This is a genomic window from Spirulina sp. CCY15215 (assembly GCF_016888125.1).
GTDB lineage: Bacteria > Cyanobacteriota > Cyanobacteriia > Cyanobacteriales > Spirulinaceae > CCY15215.
In genome coordinates this window covers 1-16040 of record NZ_JACSWA010000302.1, presented here as the reverse complement: position 1 = coordinate 16040, position 16040 = coordinate 1, and the positions used below count along the sequence as shown (strand labels likewise).

The 16040-nt window shown below is 44.0% G+C and carries 18 protein-coding genes; 11 read left to right on the top strand and 7 right to left on the bottom strand.

Going from position 1 to position 16040, the window contains the following annotated elements; translation table 11 throughout:
* Positions 1 to 493: 493 nt before the first annotated feature.
* The 6 genes from JUI58_RS04715 to JUI58_RS04690 all read left to right on the top strand — a co-directional run bounded on the left by JUI58_RS04715 (position 494) and on the right by JUI58_RS04690 (position 2756).
* A complete protein-coding gene (locus JUI58_RS04715; protein WP_204102595.1) occupies positions 494 to 841 on the top strand; it encodes a rubredoxin in 348 nt (115 codons plus the stop codon).
* 57 nt (positions 842 to 898) lie between these two features.
* On the top strand, positions 899 to 1930 hold the full coding sequence (locus JUI58_RS04710; protein ID WP_204102594.1) for a photosynthesis system II assembly factor Ycf48: 1032 nt from the start codon (positions 899 to 901) through the stop codon (positions 1928 to 1930).
* Between the two features lie 88 nt (positions 1931 to 2018).
* Positions 2019 to 2264, top strand: a complete 246-nt coding sequence (psbE, locus tag JUI58_RS04705; RefSeq protein ID WP_204102593.1) for a cytochrome b559 subunit alpha — start codon at positions 2019 to 2021, stop codon at positions 2262 to 2264.
* Positions 2265 to 2300: 36 nt separating this feature from the next.
* Entirely contained in the window at positions 2301 to 2432 is a 132-nt protein-coding gene (gene psbF, locus JUI58_RS04700) for a cytochrome b559 subunit beta (protein ID WP_204102592.1), read from the top strand.
* 52 nt (positions 2433 to 2484) lie between these two features.
* Entirely contained in the window at positions 2485 to 2604 is a 120-nt protein-coding gene (locus JUI58_RS04695; protein WP_204102591.1) for a photosystem II reaction center protein L, read from the top strand.
* Between the two features lie 32 nt (positions 2605 to 2636).
* Complete coding sequence (locus JUI58_RS04690) at positions 2637 to 2756, top strand: photosystem II reaction center protein J (RefSeq protein WP_204102590.1); 120 nt, start codon at positions 2637 to 2639, stop codon at positions 2754 to 2756.
* A 109-nt stretch (positions 2757 to 2865) separates the two neighbouring features.
* Here the strand turns inward: JUI58_RS04690 and grxC are convergent, their stop codons facing one another.
* The gene (grxC, locus tag JUI58_RS04685; RefSeq protein ID WP_204102589.1) at positions 2866 to 3135 is read right to left on the bottom strand and encodes a glutaredoxin 3; all 270 of its coding nucleotides are present in this window, start codon (positions 3133 to 3135) and stop codon (positions 2866 to 2868) included.
* Positions 3136 to 3187: 52 nt separating this feature from the next.
* On the bottom strand, positions 3188 to 4762 hold the full coding sequence (locus JUI58_RS04680) for a S8 family serine peptidase (protein WP_204102588.1): 1575 nt from the start codon (positions 4760 to 4762) through the stop codon (positions 3188 to 3190).
* A gap of 161 nt (positions 4763 to 4923) precedes the next feature.
* On the opposite strand from JUI58_RS04680, the gene rpe reads away from it, so the two are divergent.
* A complete protein-coding gene (rpe, locus tag JUI58_RS04675) occupies positions 4924 to 5625 on the top strand; it encodes a ribulose-phosphate 3-epimerase (protein WP_204102587.1) in 702 nt (233 codons plus the stop codon).
* Between the two features lie 330 nt (positions 5626 to 5955).
* Here rpe and JUI58_RS04670 read toward each other — a convergent pair whose 3' ends face one another.
* The 3 genes from JUI58_RS04670 to JUI58_RS04660 form a co-directional block, all read right to left on the bottom strand.
* Entirely contained in the window at positions 5956 to 6201 is a 246-nt protein-coding gene (locus JUI58_RS04670; protein WP_204102586.1) for a UPF0175 family protein, read from the bottom strand.
* Between the two features lie 110 nt (positions 6202 to 6311).
* Positions 6312 to 7823 (bottom strand): SLBB domain-containing protein, encoded by a 1512-nt coding sequence (locus JUI58_RS04665; RefSeq protein ID WP_204102585.1) that lies wholly within the window; start codon positions 7821 to 7823, stop codon positions 6312 to 6314.
* Positions 7824 to 8362: 539 nt separating this feature from the next.
* Positions 8363 to 10636 carry a polysaccharide biosynthesis tyrosine autokinase gene (locus JUI58_RS04660; RefSeq protein ID WP_204102584.1) on the bottom strand — a complete coding sequence of 758 codons (2274 nt, stop codon included), beginning with the start codon at positions 10634 to 10636 and terminating at the stop codon, positions 8363 to 8365.
* Positions 10637 to 10839: 203 nt separating this feature from the next.
* Between JUI58_RS04660 and JUI58_RS04655 the strand changes: the two genes are divergently transcribed.
* Together JUI58_RS04655 and JUI58_RS04650 are read left to right on the top strand one after the other, a co-directional pair.
* Positions 10840 to 11673, top strand: a complete 834-nt coding sequence (locus tag JUI58_RS04655; RefSeq protein ID WP_204102583.1) for an ABC transporter permease — start codon at positions 10840 to 10842, stop codon at positions 11671 to 11673.
* 33 nt (positions 11674 to 11706) lie between these two features.
* Positions 11707 to 12588 carry a class I SAM-dependent methyltransferase gene (locus JUI58_RS04650; protein ID WP_204102582.1) on the top strand — a complete coding sequence of 294 codons (882 nt, stop codon included), beginning with the start codon at positions 11707 to 11709 and terminating at the stop codon, positions 12586 to 12588.
* Between the two features lie 37 nt (positions 12589 to 12625).
* On the opposite strand, the gene JUI58_RS04645 is transcribed toward JUI58_RS04650, so the two are convergent.
* On the bottom strand, positions 12626 to 12970 hold the full coding sequence (locus JUI58_RS04645; protein ID WP_204102581.1) for a hypothetical protein: 345 nt from the start codon (positions 12968 to 12970) through the stop codon (positions 12626 to 12628).
* 34 nt (positions 12971 to 13004) lie between these two features.
* A complete protein-coding gene (locus JUI58_RS04640) occupies positions 13005 to 14705 on the bottom strand; it encodes a serine/threonine-protein kinase (protein ID WP_204102580.1) in 1701 nt (566 codons plus the stop codon).
* Between the two features lie 129 nt (positions 14706 to 14834).
* Here JUI58_RS04640 and JUI58_RS04635 point away from each other — a divergent pair, with 129 nt between their 5' ends.
* Together JUI58_RS04635 and JUI58_RS04630 are read left to right on the top strand one after the other, a co-directional pair.
* Positions 14835 to 15251 carry a XisH family protein gene (locus JUI58_RS04635; protein WP_204102579.1) on the top strand — a complete coding sequence of 139 codons (417 nt, stop codon included), beginning with the start codon at positions 14835 to 14837 and terminating at the stop codon, positions 15249 to 15251.
* Positions 15239 to 15580: a XisI protein gene (locus JUI58_RS04630; protein WP_204102578.1), complete on the top strand. Its 342-nt coding sequence runs from the start codon at positions 15239 to 15241 to the stop codon at positions 15578 to 15580. Before JUI58_RS04635 ends, JUI58_RS04630 begins: the two co-directional genes overlap by 13 nt.
* The last annotated feature ends 460 nt before the right edge of the window (positions 15581 to 16040 follow it).

Here is a 16040-nt window from a genome sequence, read left to right as displayed (position 1 = left end):
CTGGAAGTCCCTCTTTTTAAGGGGGGGAGAATCTGGAAGTCCCTCTTTTTAAGGGGGGAGAATCTGGAAGTCCCTCTTTTTAAGGGGGGAGAATCTGGAAGTCCCCCTTTTTAAGGGGGATTTAGGGGGATCGACACACATTCAGAATCGGCGATACAACGGTGGCGGCAACCTCCTGGGTGTTACGTAGGGGGCGTGGGGGAGGCGTTCCGTCCCCCACTGGGGGGTCTGGGGGGCTAGTCCCCCAGAAGACTATGGCTTGTTACAAAGATTTCTAAGAACCCTAACCCTCCGATTGCCATATCCATAACGATTGTCTTAACTCGAATCGTGCTTTATTTCTCCAAACCAGACTGCGATCGCAATTTTGCCCCAAAAAGCTAGAGAATCCTAATTGCGATCGCGCAAGGCGATCGAAAAAATAAACATTTTGTTAATGCCGTGTGATAATATTTAACAAAGATTTTAAGATTTGCCGATTTTCTGACAAGCCATGAGCGACCCCGTCCAAGAGAAAACCCTAGCGGAGTTAGCCCCCTCTAGCTATGAATGCTTGTCCTGCGGCTACGTTTACGAACCAGCCAAAGGCGATAGCAATGCCAAAGTGCCTCCCGATACCCTCTTCGAGGATCTACCCGAGGATTGGCGCTGTCCGGTGTGTCGAGCCAGAAAATCTCAATTTCGCAATATTGGTTCGAGTGGCTCTCCATCAGGCTTTCAGGAAAATTTGAATTATGGATTTGGCGTTAATCGCTTGACCCCTAACCAAAAAAACCTCCTTATTTTTGGGTGTTTAGCCTTGGCTTTTCTCTTTTTCCTGAGCTTGTATGGCTTGCACTGAAAACCTCAAAAAACAAAATTATTTCCCATTCACCTTTATCGATTACCGAGTTCGTTTATGGATCCGTTTGTGAGAGCCTTGAAACAGTTCTTAATATTATTGACAATTGTCTTCTTTTGTGTTGGGTGTAGCCATTTAGAAAGTCTGAGTTCTAATCCCTGGCAACGCATTGAACTCCCAACCGAAGCATCCGCCCTTGATATTGCTTTTATAGAAGATTCCCAACACGGCTGGCTCGTAGGTTCTCGCGCTACTCTTTTTGAGACAAACGATGGCGGACGAACTTGGGATCAAAGACAATTCGACTTAGGAGAAGAAAAAGTCACCTTTACCTCAGTTAGCTTCTACGGCCAAGAAGGCTGGATTGTTGGCAAACCCTCTATTTTGCTACACACGCAGGATGGCGGCCAATCTTGGGATCGCATTGCCCTAAGCAGTAAATTACCCGGTTCCCCCTACTATATTGAGGCACTGGGAGACAATATTGCCGAAATGGCCACGGACTTAGGGGCAATTTATAAAACCGAAGATGGGGCCAAACATTGGCACGCCTTGGTCAAAGAAGCCGTCGGAGTCGTGCGAAATATGTATCGTTCCTCTGATGGTACTTATATTGCTGTTTCTTCTCGCGGTAACTTTTACTCGACCTGGGAACCGGGACAAGCGGCTTGGGTTCCTCACAATCGTAATAGTTCCCGACGATTGCAAAATATGGGATTTAGTCCAGATGGGCGCACTTGGCTCATTGCTCGAGGCGGTCAATTGCAGTTTTCTGCCCCCCCAGAAGAGCCGATCGCAGAAGAAAGCACAATAGAGGAGGCTTGGGATGATATTATTTATCCCGAACCCGGAACGAGTTGGGGTTTGTTGGATCTTGAATATCGCACCCCTCAAGAAATCTGGGTGACTGGAGGAAGCGGTAATTTACTGGTGAGTTTTGATGGCGGTGAAACCTGGCAAAAAGATAGAGGTGTAGAAGGAACGCCTTCTAACTTCTATAATATTATTTTTACCAATTCGCAACGAGGATTTATCCTCGGCGATCGCGGCATCATTCTCAGATACGAACCTGCCCCAGAAAATGCTTGAAATTTGTTTGATTTAAGGCTTGTAGTCAGGTCAACAAATTTCTATCATGTAAAGTAAACGTTTAACATTTGTAAAAGGAGAAACTGTAATGTCAGGTGATACCGGAGAACGACCATTTACCGATATTGTCACCAGTATTCGTTACTGGATCATTCACAGCATTACCATTCCCATGCTCTTTATTGCGGGCTGGCTTTTTGTCAGCACGGGTCTGGCCTACGATGCTTTTGGAACTCCTCGTCCCAACGAATACTTCACTCAAAATCGTCTGGAATTGCCGATCATTTCCGACCGTTTTGAAAGTAGCAAACAAATCGAGGAATTTCAAAAGTAATCGATTCTTATCAACGTAAATCAAACCACAAAAACAATGACTAACTCACCCAATCAACCGGTTTCCTATCCCATTTTTACCGTTCGTTGGATCGCGGTTCATACCTTAGCCGTTCCCACTATTTTCTTTGTGGGTGCGATCGCTGCCATGCAGTTCATTCAACGCTAAAAATAGGCAAAAACAAGCTAAAAACAACACTCAAACAAACGAGGAAGACGCAATGGAAAGACTCAATAATCCCAATAGACAGCCCGTAGAACTCAATCGGACTTCTCTGTATTTGGGTTTGCTTTTGATTTTCGTGTTGGGAATTTTATTTTCCAGCTATTTCTTTAACTAAATCAATTTGAGAAGCGATTAGGAGAAAACAAGATGTTTGCAGATGGACGAATTCCCCTTTGGCTGGTAGCTTTAATTGCCGGCATGGGTGCGATTACTGTTTTGGGAATCTTCTTTTACGGAGCTTATGCCGGTCTGGGTTCGTCTTTATAATCTTTATAAGATGGATTTGCCATTAAACGGTCAATAAATAAACCCCGTTAATACTTTCCGAAAATAAAAAAAGACCGCTAGTTTTTATCTGACTAGCGGTTTTTAAATTTTAAGCTGCTTGACCTTGCAGAAGCGGCTCTAATTGCCCTTGTCCGTCCAGATCGTAAAGGTCATCACAACCTCCAATATGGCGATCGCCGATAAAGATTTGCGGTAGCGATCGTTTCCCATTAGCGCGTTCTGTCATTTTCTCGCGAGCCGCATTATCGCCATCAATACAGTATTCAGTGAATTCTACTGCCTTTTTTTGTAACAAGGCTTTGGCACGAATACAAAAAGGGCAGGTACTCCAAGTGTAAATTTCAACTTTGGCTGTCATTTTTCGCTAAATGTTAAGGATTGTTACAATTTTATTCTAACTTGAATCGCGATTATTGGGCGGGAATTGTCCACCAAGCCAACCCGTAAGCCTGTAGGGGATCGTTTACCTGCTGACGATGGACAACGCGAATTTTATAACGTCCGGTGCTGGGGACGGGACAGAAAATATGTTCGCTGCTGTCTACTTTGGAGATTGAAGAACAGACCGCAGTGGCAGTATTGTTACTATCGGCGGGCAGGAGATAAACATTAAGATCGTTTAAACCGAGATCCTGAAAGTTTTCCCCCACATCAAATAAATTGTTGCCATTGTCATCATTTAATTCCACCTGACGATGCCAGGTTAGGGTGACAGAGGCAAAATTCCCCCTTTGCAGGGGAGAGGCGATCGCATAGTCTTGATAGCTGCCGACTTTAACGGTGTTATAGTCCCAACCACGAGGAAGTACAGGAGTATCGGGAGAATTCTGTCCGCCGCTAAACTGTTGATAAGCGCGATAAACATTCAAATGTCCGGTTCCGGTTTGAATATCTAAGGGAATTTCCGGATTTTGATAGGCATCGCCCTCTAGCCAAGTTTGATTATTTTTATCGAAGAGGGTGCGATCGACCCCCAAGGCTGCATCTTGGACTTTATCGGCAGAATTAAGCAAGACGGCTTTCATGACTTCGCTGCGGCGAGAATCTAGGCTCCAATTGGGGGCAGCCTTGGCAAGCTGGCGATCGCCAAATTCTTGCAAGACTCCTATGGCACCGGCAACATGAGGGGCGGCAAAACTGGTGCCACGCACTTCTTCCAATGTTCCATCTAAGTCTCGGACGGCGACATGACTTCCAGGTGCGACTAAATTAATGGCGCGTCTTCCTCCCGTATTGATTTCTCGGAGAATTAAGCTGCGTCCGATCCCTTCCGGCAGAGAACTTAAGTTAGAAAAATCGACTTTATCGAATATTCCCTCCCTCATGGTGGAAGCAGCGACATTGACACCATTGTAATTATCCGTTGGAATGGGAATGCCGCCACCCCCTTGATTTCCAGCGATAACATAGAGGACATTGTGAACCCTAGCTGACCAATCTACGCATCGGGTTAGGAGGGCATTACCATCTAAAACAGGGTTAGGGCGGGGATCTCGTCGCAAAGGTTCGCCAAAACTAAAATTAATTGCCCGCACGTCTCCGGTATTCTGTAAGGCAACGTGCTGGGAAGCGAGGCATTCTTCCGGCTGTCCGGCATCTTGCAGGGAACCTACAGCAGAGGAGTAGAGACGCGCCCCTGGTGCAACCCCTGGTACTCGTTTATCTCCGGAAATCATAACCATTGCTACCATTGCTGCATGACCATCAACATCGGTATCGGCTAATGCTTGGCGATCGCGAAGAAAAACTCCCGCTAGGGAAAGCGATCGGTTATTCGAGGCTGCTTTATCTAGCCCAAATTTCCCCGGTCTGCCTACTTCGACTTGCCCGAGGCCAATTTTCCGTCCGATGAGATTGTAGGGGGCTTCGTGCAAGGGACGAACATTCACCCCGCGATCGCTGATAGTATCTTCTGAGGCTTGGATCGGGGCGATCGCCACCAAAACTGACAATCCGCCCAACAGCCACGCTAATTTTTTGCTCATTCCCACGGTTTCGATAACTTAATTCTCTTTATTCTAATCGGTTATATTTTTTGAGTTGAGAAGCAAAAAATTCTGAAAATAATGTTGAAAATAATGTTAAAAATAATGTTAAATTGTTCTTAATATTACAATTCTTAAAAAATATTAGGAGAACGCCCTTCATGAGTAATAAGCCCATTGTTGTCGCCCCCTCGATTCTCTCTGCGGATTTTAGCCGTTTGGGAGAAGAAATTGCCGCCGTTGATAAGGCGGGGGCAGATTGGATCCATGTTGATGTAATGGACGGTCGTTTCGTTCCCAATATTACCATTGGACCGTTAATCGTTGCAGCCATTCGCCCGATTACGAAAAAGCCTTTAGATGTACATTTAATGATTGTCGAACCGGAAAGATATGTGGAAGAGTTCGCCCAAGCGGGTGCTGATATTATCTCGGTTCACGCGGAACATAATGCTTCTCCTCATCTCCACCGCACTTTAACTCAGATTCAAGAGTTGGGCAAGCAAGCGGGGGTTGTCTTAAATCCCTCTACGCCGTTAGAGTTGATTGAATACGTGCTGGATGTTTGCGACTTGGTTTTGTTGATGAGCGTTAACCCTGGTTTTGGCGGTCAAAGTTTCATTCCTCAAATTACAACCAAGGTTCGCAAGTTGCGTCAGATGTGCGACGATCGCGGTCTGGATCCTTGGATTGAAGTCGATGGCGGTTTGAAGGGTCACAATACTTGGCAGGTTTTGGAAGCGGGTGCGAATGCGATCGTGGCTGGATCGGCGGTTTTCAAGGCTCCTGACTATGCGGAGGCGATCGAAGGTGTTCGCAATAGCAAGCGTCCTGCGGCTGAGAAGGAGTTAGTCTCTGTTTAAGTTTAAGTGCTTTGACAAGTTAATTTTTGTGGACAATACTTGACAAAATAGGTTGAGTATTGTCTGTTTTTTTGGGGAATTGCGATCGCAACTCCTCCGACACAACCGACTTCTGTTACTTTACCCGTTCCCATCACAATCAAACAGGGATATTTAGAGGTTCGTCATTCGGGGTGCATTATCCGAAATAGAATCTACACTGAATTTAAAACAAATCAACAAATCTTAGACGAAATTTACGATCTAGGGGGGTTACGATAAGCTGTTCTAAAAGCTCTAATTTTCCGATCGCAGCTAAATTTGTAATTGGAGAAGTATTACTCACCACAATCATATTCGACCCAGTTTTTGTAAGTTTTTTATGTCGGTTTCTAAGTCAGCAATTTCGTAGTGAACAGAAATCTTTCTGATTGCGAGTTCGTGTTGAAATTGCAGGAGATTCATATTGACTAAATTAGCCGCTTTACCGATACCGATCTTTTTTTGCTGGAACAATAGAATAATTAACTCTAGCATCAGTTCATTCTCGGACATTCCACTTGCTTTAAGAACTTCATCAGGAATCAGAACACTCACTACAATTCTCCTAATTTCATTGATTTTTATTTTAACATATTCAATCAAATTAACCCAGATTTTTGAGTTTCCTACGATCGCATCATTCAATCAATCTGATTTTGAGAGAATCATCGAAACAAACCAAAAATATTCAAGAAATTAAAGAAGGAAAATACACTACCCAGAGGGGCCAAAATCGCACCTGCAACATCCGTGACTTCCGTGAGTGTTGAAGGCTGAACTACGACGATATCCCCATTCAACAATAAAGGGTTATTTTCATCATTGATTCCTTGGGATAAGTCCACCTCAATTGTTTCTCGTAATACCGTCCCATTGGGATTTAAACGAACCAATTCGACCTTGTTTTTTCGGGCGCGATTATTAAATCCTCCGGCTGCTAAAATGGCTTGATTTAAAGGTGTATTCGGTCGTAAGGTTTGCGTACCGGGACTGGTAATTTCTCCGATGACATTAATATCAATCGTCTGAGGGGAAAAGGTGGCTGGAGCCAAAACGCCAATCTCAGCCAGATCGATTTCCTCTGCTGGAGGAACAATAATACTATCACCGGGTTGTAAAGGAATATCTTGCTCTAAATCCCCCCCTTGGAGAATCTCCCATAAATTAATTTGCATGATCTCTTCTTCTCCCGTCCGTTTGATGCGGTGTAACTGCACATTCCGCACGTCAGCACGGGGTGTAATCCCTTCCGCAATCCCGATCGCCTGGGTCACGGTGGGAGGGGCGTTAGAGCCTTCTGCGCTCACGGTATGGGTTCCCGGACGCAGCACTTCCCCCGTCACCGCAACTTGTACCGGAGTTGTGGTTGCGGGAAATAATGTCGAGTCGGAAATCGTGCGACTTTCAACGCGATCGAGTACCTCAGCCGTGGGAATAAAAACACGATCGCCATCCCGCAAAACTACATCTTGAGCGAGATCCCCTTGGTGAATTAAGCCCCATAAATCGATCGCGTAAAGTTGTTCGATTCCTTGATAGGTGCGGCGAATCTGGATTTGACGGACATTAGCTGAGAGGGTGATTCCCTCGGCTAATTCGATCACCTCAGTCACGCTCGGAAAACCCGTTGCACCTCCTGGATTCACAGTATAAGCCCCCGGACGATTGACTTCTCCCGCGATCGCCAATCTAACGGGACGAGGGGCGATTAAACCGAGAGTAATAATCGGACGCACCAAAAGCGATCGATAGCGTTGAGAGATTTTTTGCGAGGCTTCCTCTAAGGTCAAATCTTGTACAACAACAGTTCCGATCGCCGGTAAATTCAGCGTCCCATCAATGAGAATCGGATATTCGCCGTTATATTCATCCACATCAAAAATCGTCATTTGTATGCGATCGCCGGAGCCGAGGGTATAAGGGCGATCGGGAGGAGGAGAAACAGGAGCGGGATATGAGGGTAAAGGAGCAGGAGATGAGGGTAAAGGAGCGGGATATGAGGGTAAAGGAGCGGGATATGAGGGTAAAGGAGCGGGATATGAGGGTAAAGGAGAGATAGGAAACTCTTCCTCTAGTGTAGGGATTTGGGCGTTGACACTTTGACTGGCGATCGCCAAACTACAGGTAGCTAAGAGCAAATAATATATTTTCAGTGAATATTGGCGATAGATATACATAGTTAATGTTTTTTGTAAAGTTTTCTGTAACGTAAAGTTAACTTGCCTCTCAAAAATTGTGCGTCGAAGGAAGCAGTAACAGGGGAGTGTATCGGCGCAAAACCTTGATTTTAAGTTGTAAAACTGTCAAGTAGTTACTATGATATCTTAAGAAAAGCATTCCCAAATGCCTTTCTGGGCTATGGGATAGAGAGGTGCGTAGTTCACCCTGCGCTTGGGGGACGCTGAGGTTTCCTCAGCAAGTCCAACCAAGTAAGAGAAGGAGAATTAATCTCTCAAAGCCGAAATGAAGGGGGTTTCTGCAATGGAATCCATGTCTTGTTTATATCTGACTATATTTTGGTTAACTAGCAACTAGCAACTAGCAACTAGCAACTATCAACTAGCAACTAGCAACTAGCAACTATCAACTAGCAACTATCAACTATCAACTATCAACTAGCAACTAGCAACTATCAACTAGCAACTATCAACTAGCAACTAGCAACTATCAACTAGCAACTATCAACTATCAACTAGCAACTATCAACTAGCAACTATCAACTATCTAAAGCATCTTCTTCTGAGGCAAAATAACGGTTATAGTAATAATAAGAACCGGAAGTGAAGTCTTTTGCACCATTAGCAACCAAGCCGATCGGGGCGGTTTGAGACATCTTGATATTTTCCAAAACCTGTTTGAATACGGTGCGATCGGTCCATCCCAAGCGCACGACCATCAACATCACATCCACCTGTCCCGCCAGGAATTTTGCATCCGCCAGCCCTAACATAGGAGGGGTATCAAAAATCACTAAATCATAAGATTGACGGAAATACTCGATCAAACCTCGCATTTTTTGAGAAGATAATAAGCGAGTCGGATCGGGGGGGATTTGTCCGGCAGTGAGAATGAACAAATTATCATCTAATGTCGATTGCTGTACGATGTCTTCTACTTCGAGATCCATCGAAATTGCGTGAGATAGTCCCCAAACATTGGGTAAATCTGTCATAGCGTGAATTTGCGGGCGGCGTAAATCTGCATCCACCAAAAGAACGCGCTGTCCCATCGCCGCCGCCGATTGCGCTAAATGAACTGAGGTCGTAGATTTACCTTCCAACGGCACCGAAGAACTCACTACTAACACCTGTAAGGGCTTATCGGGAGTAAAGAAAGAAAGATTGGCATTAAGAGAACGAAAGGCTTCCAAGAAGGGAGAAGCGCGATAACGGCGATCGAAGGACGGTAAAGGCGCTGCCTTTTCGCTGGCTTTACGTTCCTTAAAGTCTTTGCGGTAGGGAATAATCCCCAAGATCGGTAATCCCACATTATCTTTGAGGTCTTCAGGAGAATGGAAGCGCACATCGAGCTTTTCCGCAATCAGTGCCGCCCCAGACCCCGCTAATAGTCCCGCCACAACTCCTAACATTAAACCGCGAGACACATTGGGGGCGATGGGGTAGACGGGTAATTCCGCAGAATTGAGTTCTTCCCAAGAGATGGTGCGTTGGGCGGATTCAATTTCGAGGTCTTCTTTAACGGAGAGAAAACGTTTGAGGGCTTCAGTGGCGACATCAAGCGCTCGTTGTAGATCGGTATATTGACGGCTGAGAAGGGCAAATTTCTGCATTTCCCCTTGGGTTTGATTCTCCGCTAGAGCTAAAGCAGCTTCGCGAACCGCGAGAACTTGTTTTTGGTTGGTAGTTTCGATTAATTCTTGGGTGAGTTTGAGGCGAATAGAATTGGGGGATGTATTGAGGTTGGCAATATCTGCGCTGGCTCCTTCTTTTCCTAAGACCGCGATCGCCTCTTGACGAATGAGAGGGAGAATTTTGTCACGGCGATCGCGTAGCACTTGAATTTGTGGACTCGTCGGGGTAAAACGAGTCGATTCGATCGCCAGATCGGTTTCAATTTTTTGTAGTTGGTTGAGGAGAGATTGATAGCGAGGGGCTTCACTTAAAGCCGTAGCAGTAATGGCGCGATCGAGTTCGATGTCTAACTGTCCCTGCAATTTTTGCTGCAAAGACTCCGAGGCTTTTAATTCGGCGGCGGTTTCTTGTTTAGAGACACGAAGTTGACTGAGGCGATCGGCAACGCGCTGTCCTTGCACTTCCGGATCGAGGAGGTTATGTTGCTGGCGAAATTGCTGCATTTTTTGTTGCAGGTCGCTAACTTGTTCTTCAAGGAGAGGAAGTTGTTTTTGCACGAATTCTAATCCCTTTTGTTTGCCCGTTTTCTGTTCGATCTGGGAATATTCAATAAATCCAGCAGAAACAGTATCGAGAATAAATTTAATCTTCTCGGGATCGACATCTTGATAAGAGATTTCCAGAATTTTCGTATATTCCAACCTGCCAATACTCAAACCCCCCGCAATTCCGTTATAGTCGAGTTCTGGATAGCGTTCCTGAATCTTTTTTACGATGGGATTAATCACTTTAGGACTGCGGAGAACTTCAATTTGAGTCTCGTAGTCTAACTCCGACGCAGACTGTCCCACAAGGCGCTGACTGAAGCGATCGAAGGTTTCATCGCTGGCGATGGGTTCGACTAAAATCCGAAAAGAGCTTTTATAGATGGGAATTTCATTGAGAATTCTAAAGGCCATAGACGACGTAACCGCAGCACTCACTAACAACAATAACCACCAGCGACGGCGCAACACAGAAAGAGCCTGACGCAGATTGAGAGAATCTTCTTGGCTGGTGGAGAAAGTGAGGGAGGGGAAAGAATCCGCGATCGCGGGCTTAGAAGGTAAAGGGGGCGTACTTCCCGCACCTCCCGTACTTCCATTCGATGCAGAGTGCTGATTGCGATTCGAGACCATGTACTTTTGTTAGTTATTGGTTACTTGCCCTGAGCGAAGCCGAAGGTTGGGTTATTCGTTATTGGCGAGAAGAGAAGAATAGGGAATAATGATTCTATGATATCCACTGGGGAAAGAAATTCACGATTTGGCATCTATTTTATTCTCCATTATCGTCTATCTATTCCCAATTCCTCATTCCCGATTCTCCATTATCCAATTCCATGAGTCTCTCCTCCGAAACTGAACTAATTATTGAAGCTGGCAAAACTGAAAAGCAATACTGGCAAGATTTATGGCGTTATCGCGAACTCTTCTATTTTTTGGCATGGCGCGATATTTTAGTGCGCTACAAACAAACAGCCGTAGGGATAGCTTGGGCATTGCTGCAACCATTTGTCACGATGGTGGTGCTAACGGTAGTGTTTGGGAAACTGGCTAAATTTCCCTCGGAAGGCACCCCCTATCCGATTTTAGTCTTTGCGGCCATGTTACCTTGGCAATTCTTCGCGACTTCTCTTTCTAACAGTAGTAATAGTTTGGTGGGCAATGCCAATCTCATTTCTAAAGTCTACTTTCCTCGCTTGATTGTCCCAGCGAGTGCGGTGGTGGTGAGTTGTGTCGATTTTGTCCTTTCGGGATCGATCTTGTTGGGGTTAATGGTTTGGTATAATTTTGTTCCTTCTTGGCGGATTATTTTCCTGCCTGGATTTATTGCGATCGCGGCGATCGCCAGTATGGGAGTGGGACTTTGGTTAGCTGCACTCAATGTTCGCTATCGGGATTTTCGCTTTGTGGTACCGTTTATCGTTCAATTGGGACTCTATATCTCTCCTGTGGGTTTTAGCAGCAATATCGTTCCCGATCGCTGGCGTTTACTCTATTCTCTCAATCCTATGGTAGGGGTAATTGATGGCTTTCGCTGGGCTATTTTAGGGGATAAATTTCATCTCTATTTACCTGGATTTATCCTATCTTTGCTACTCTTAGTTCTAGTAGGTATTAGCAGTATTATTTATTTTCGCAAAACCGAACGAACTTTTGCAGATGTGATTTGAAACTTCTTTAATGAATTACTAGAGTTTAAACTTATGAGCGATCAATCTGAAACCAATCTTGAATCTTCTTTAGATTCTGACCGCATTGCTGAATTAGCTGCCAGTCATTACGGAGAATTTCCTTTTTCTGGTCGCTATGCGAAGGCATTTCAATGGGTTCCCGATCGCTTGGAAACATTTTTAGATGCGGGTTGTGCTTGGGGTTACGGTACTCGTTTTTTCCGCGAAAAAAGTCAAAAAATATATGCACTTGAACCGGATGCAACCTTTATTGCGATCGCTAAATACCGCTATAATGATATTGAATTCATTCAGTCTCCATTAGAAAAAACGCCGTTTGCATCTGAGTTTTTTGACGCAATTATTACTTGTGATACTTTAGAACACGTTCAGGATGAAGTACTCTGTTTATCGGAAATTTTCCGCATCCTCAAACCCGAGGGGATACTGGTTATTACAACACCTCATCGGGGATTATTTGGCTTTTTAGATCCTGAAAATGCCATTCCCTATGTTGAATATTTTGTGCGGCGTTATTTAGGATGGTTATTTCAATTTGCATACTGGTTTCGTAAAGGAAAAATATCTGAACAGATCGAATGGAAAAAACCCGTTTACGATCGCAACAATACCCACAGACATTATACAAAAGAGGATTTGTTAGAGTTCTTAGATCGTTCGGAAGCGAAAGGCAAATATGAAGTTATTGAGGTCTTTCGATCGGGACTCTTTCTCGGCGCTTTCGTTCACAATTTGGAGTTTTACATCACTCTCTTTTTTAAAGAAACTATTATCAAAAAAGTTGCTAATTTTCTCATCATCAAACCTTTAAAATGGCTGGCAGAAATTGACTATTGGATTCCCTATTCTATTTTTTCTTATAATATCGCCTTGAAAATTTTTAAAACACAATGATTAATTACTAATTTGATGTCTTAAAAAGGTTTTAAAATTAAAACTCTGCTGAAGAATTTACAGCCTTGATAATTTCATCAAATTGTTCTCGCAAAATGTATTTAAACGAATCGCATTTGAAGCGATCGCTAATTAACTGTCTCAGTTCTGTTTTCGATAATCCCACCTCTCGGGATGTAGCAAATAAGAAATTAAGTTGAGGCTGAGAGACATATTTAGAGGATAATTTTTTAGTGCGAGATTGGAGAATAGCATTAACTTCTTCAACCGTAAAAATGCTTAAAATTTCCTCTTGGTGTGCTTCAAAGAATTCATTTTCCCCTAGAGAAGATAATTTTTTTAAAGATTGGAGGAGTAGCGATCGCATTCTCGAATCAGTCATCTTTTTTAGATTGTTAAAAACTTAAATCACAAAATCAAGGCCGAAAATCAACATCTCGAACTTCAATTTCAAGGCGATCGCCTTTATGTCGAATCATGCCACTAAATGAACCTGCTGTAAACGATCGCAAACTAGCCCCATTATAAGCATCTTTTAAGGACTGAGTTGCGGCGGGATTTGTTTGTCCATTTAGCAATTTTGTTAAAGTCTTTTCCATGCTGCGATAATCTACAGATAAAGGCAAAGAAACTTCAGTTTGTCGCAGTTTGCCAGTCTCGCTTTCAAAAAGATAATTTAAGCGAACGCGATCGGGCTGACTATAACTTATCATGCGCGTTCCTGGCCAAAATCCCTGGCGATCGGAATCCGGTTGTCCCAATTGGTTAATAATGGCACTTTTAGAAGTTCCCGTGGGGAAAATAGGAACATTGGGCGCATTATTATGGGTAGGGGTAGAAGGAGGTTTAGGAGTTGGTGATGGTCTGGGAGAGGGTTGAGGAGTCGGAGAAGGAGAAGCTATTGGAGAAGGAGTCGGAGAGGGTTGAGAAGTGGGAGAGGGTTTAGGAGTGGGAGAAAGTACCGGAGATGGGGTCTGCGTTGGTGTGGGAAAATCTGTATCAGCAGTTCCAAAAGGTCGATCGGAAGTCGATCGCGGTTGAAACAGACTAAACCCAAAGAATAAAGCCGCGATCGCAACTCCTCCCGTCGCGAATAGTCCCACGGCGATCGGTAATAATATCCCTTTCTTTGGCGATCGCCTTGGTGAAGGGACTGCAACGGTTGCTGAAGTGACAACAGGTACAGTTTGTTCGTTCTCACCTGGAGACACTGCAACGGTTTTCGCCATTGATAAAGAAGACCCAGATACGGGATATATCCCTTGAGTTGGTGGTAATTGCGTCGGTTGCGCTAATATGGGGCTTCCTAACGCTTCTAACATCGCTTTGGCTGTGGAGAAGCGATCGCGGGGATGGTAGCGAATGGCGCGATCGAGTACCTCTGTTAAGTCAGAAGGTAATGGAGGAACGCTTTTTTGCCATAACCATTCCCCCGTTTCCGCATCGGTTTCCAAACCGTAGGGCATTTTCCCACTTAACGCAAAGATCGCCGTCAAACCCAACGCATAGACATCGCTAGAATATAAAGGACGACCCATCGACTGTTCCGAAGGCATAAAACCGGGGGTTCCAATGGCTACAGAGGTCGCATTTCCTGAAGTATGAACCGTGGTACCCATTGTCTCTTTTACTGCGCCAAAATCGATTAACACGGGTTTGCGATCGCCACGAAGTATAATATTATCCGGCTTAATATCGCGATGTAGCATTTTTTGAGCGTGAATATAGTCCAAGATCCCCAGTAATTCAACGAGGAGAGGTCGAAGGCGATCGGCAGATAATACTCCATTTTGGCGCACTGCTTGAGTGAGTGTCACCCCCGCGATCCACTCTTGAACGAGAAAAAATTCTCCCCCCTCTGAAAAATAAGCATAAAGTTGAGGAATTTGCGGATGTTCTTCCCCCAATGCTTCTAAAATAGCTGCTTCCCGTTGAAAGCGATCCTCTAACCATTGTTGTTGTTCTGGTGGAACTGGAACAGAGGGTTTAAGTTGTTTAATTACGCACTGACGTTGCGAAGGAAGGTGCGTATCTACAGCCAGGAAAGTTTGCCCAAAACCTCCTTTCCCAAGGTTTTTAACGATACGATAGCGATTATTGAGGAGAGAGATCGTCATGGCAAACAACAGGAAAGGGCTTTTTCTGAGACTACAACAATCTTGTTCTTGTTTCCAGAAACTATTGATTTTTCAGGATATAAAATATAGATTAAAATAAGTGGTAAATTCAGAGGAGTAAATTAGGCAATGGCAGCTAAGGATATTTTTCACGATGCAGTGAAAAATGGACTGCAAAAAGAAGGGTGGATAGTAACAGACGATCCACTCAGCTTGAAATTTGGAGATACTCGTGTTTATATTGATTTAGGGGCAGAACGAATACTTGCCGCTCAAAAAGGAGAAGAAAAGATTGCAGTTGAAATAAAAACGTTTATCGGAGTTTCTGTTGTATTTGATTTTCATGTTGCGATCGGTCAATTTATTAACTACCAAGTTGCACTAGAAAATAAAGAACCTTCCCGTCTGCTTTATCTAGCGATTCCACAAGAAATTCATAAGACTTTTTTCCAATCCTTGTTGGCAAAAACTGTCATTGAAAAATATCAAATTCGGCTGATTATTTACGATCCTGAAAAGGAGGTAATTATAGAATGGTTGACTTAAATAAATATCAAACAATTATTCAAGATTTACTACAAGAAATTCATAGTTATGATATTTCCGGAAGCAGGAATAGTATTGAATCGCAGATTATTCTCGATACAGAACGAAATCACTATCTTTTAATCGATGTTGGTTGGGAACAAAAACAGTTTGTTTATGGAACAATTATTCATTTAGATATCAAAGGAGATAAGGTTTGGATACAGCGCAACAATACTGAAATCGATCTGGCCAAACGTTTAGTAGAAAAAGGAATTCCCAAGGAAAATATTGTCATTGGTCTGCATTCTCCGTTTATGCGCCGATTTTCTGGTTATGCTATGAGTTAAGACTACTCTATAGATGAATGAATTGTTCAACGATATATCCTCATAGGGAATTGGGGAGGCGATCGATACAATGAAACTTGGTTATTAGAAGTTTGGTTCTTGACAATACCCACGACTTACCTTACATTAGGGTGAAGCATAACCTAAATTATGGGTTGTAAAAGTATTGTCAGAAACCTCAGCCTAAAGGCGTGAGGCTTGGAAGAGAAATCTGACAAGCCATTCTGACCAGACTAAGTACCCCGTGTACTACGTTATTTGGGTCACGACACCTTGGAATGCGAAGCTAGTTCCCTGCTCTGTCGTTAGTGGTTAAACAATTTTAAGGTCACTGAAATAGTGCTGCTAACCTAACAAGCCCAAATAACATTGCGGTCAGACCCCGCGTCGCCGAAAGGCGCAAGGGAATGCTGACCAAGACAGTCGAAGCTAACATTACCCTAGAAATAGGAGGCTCGAA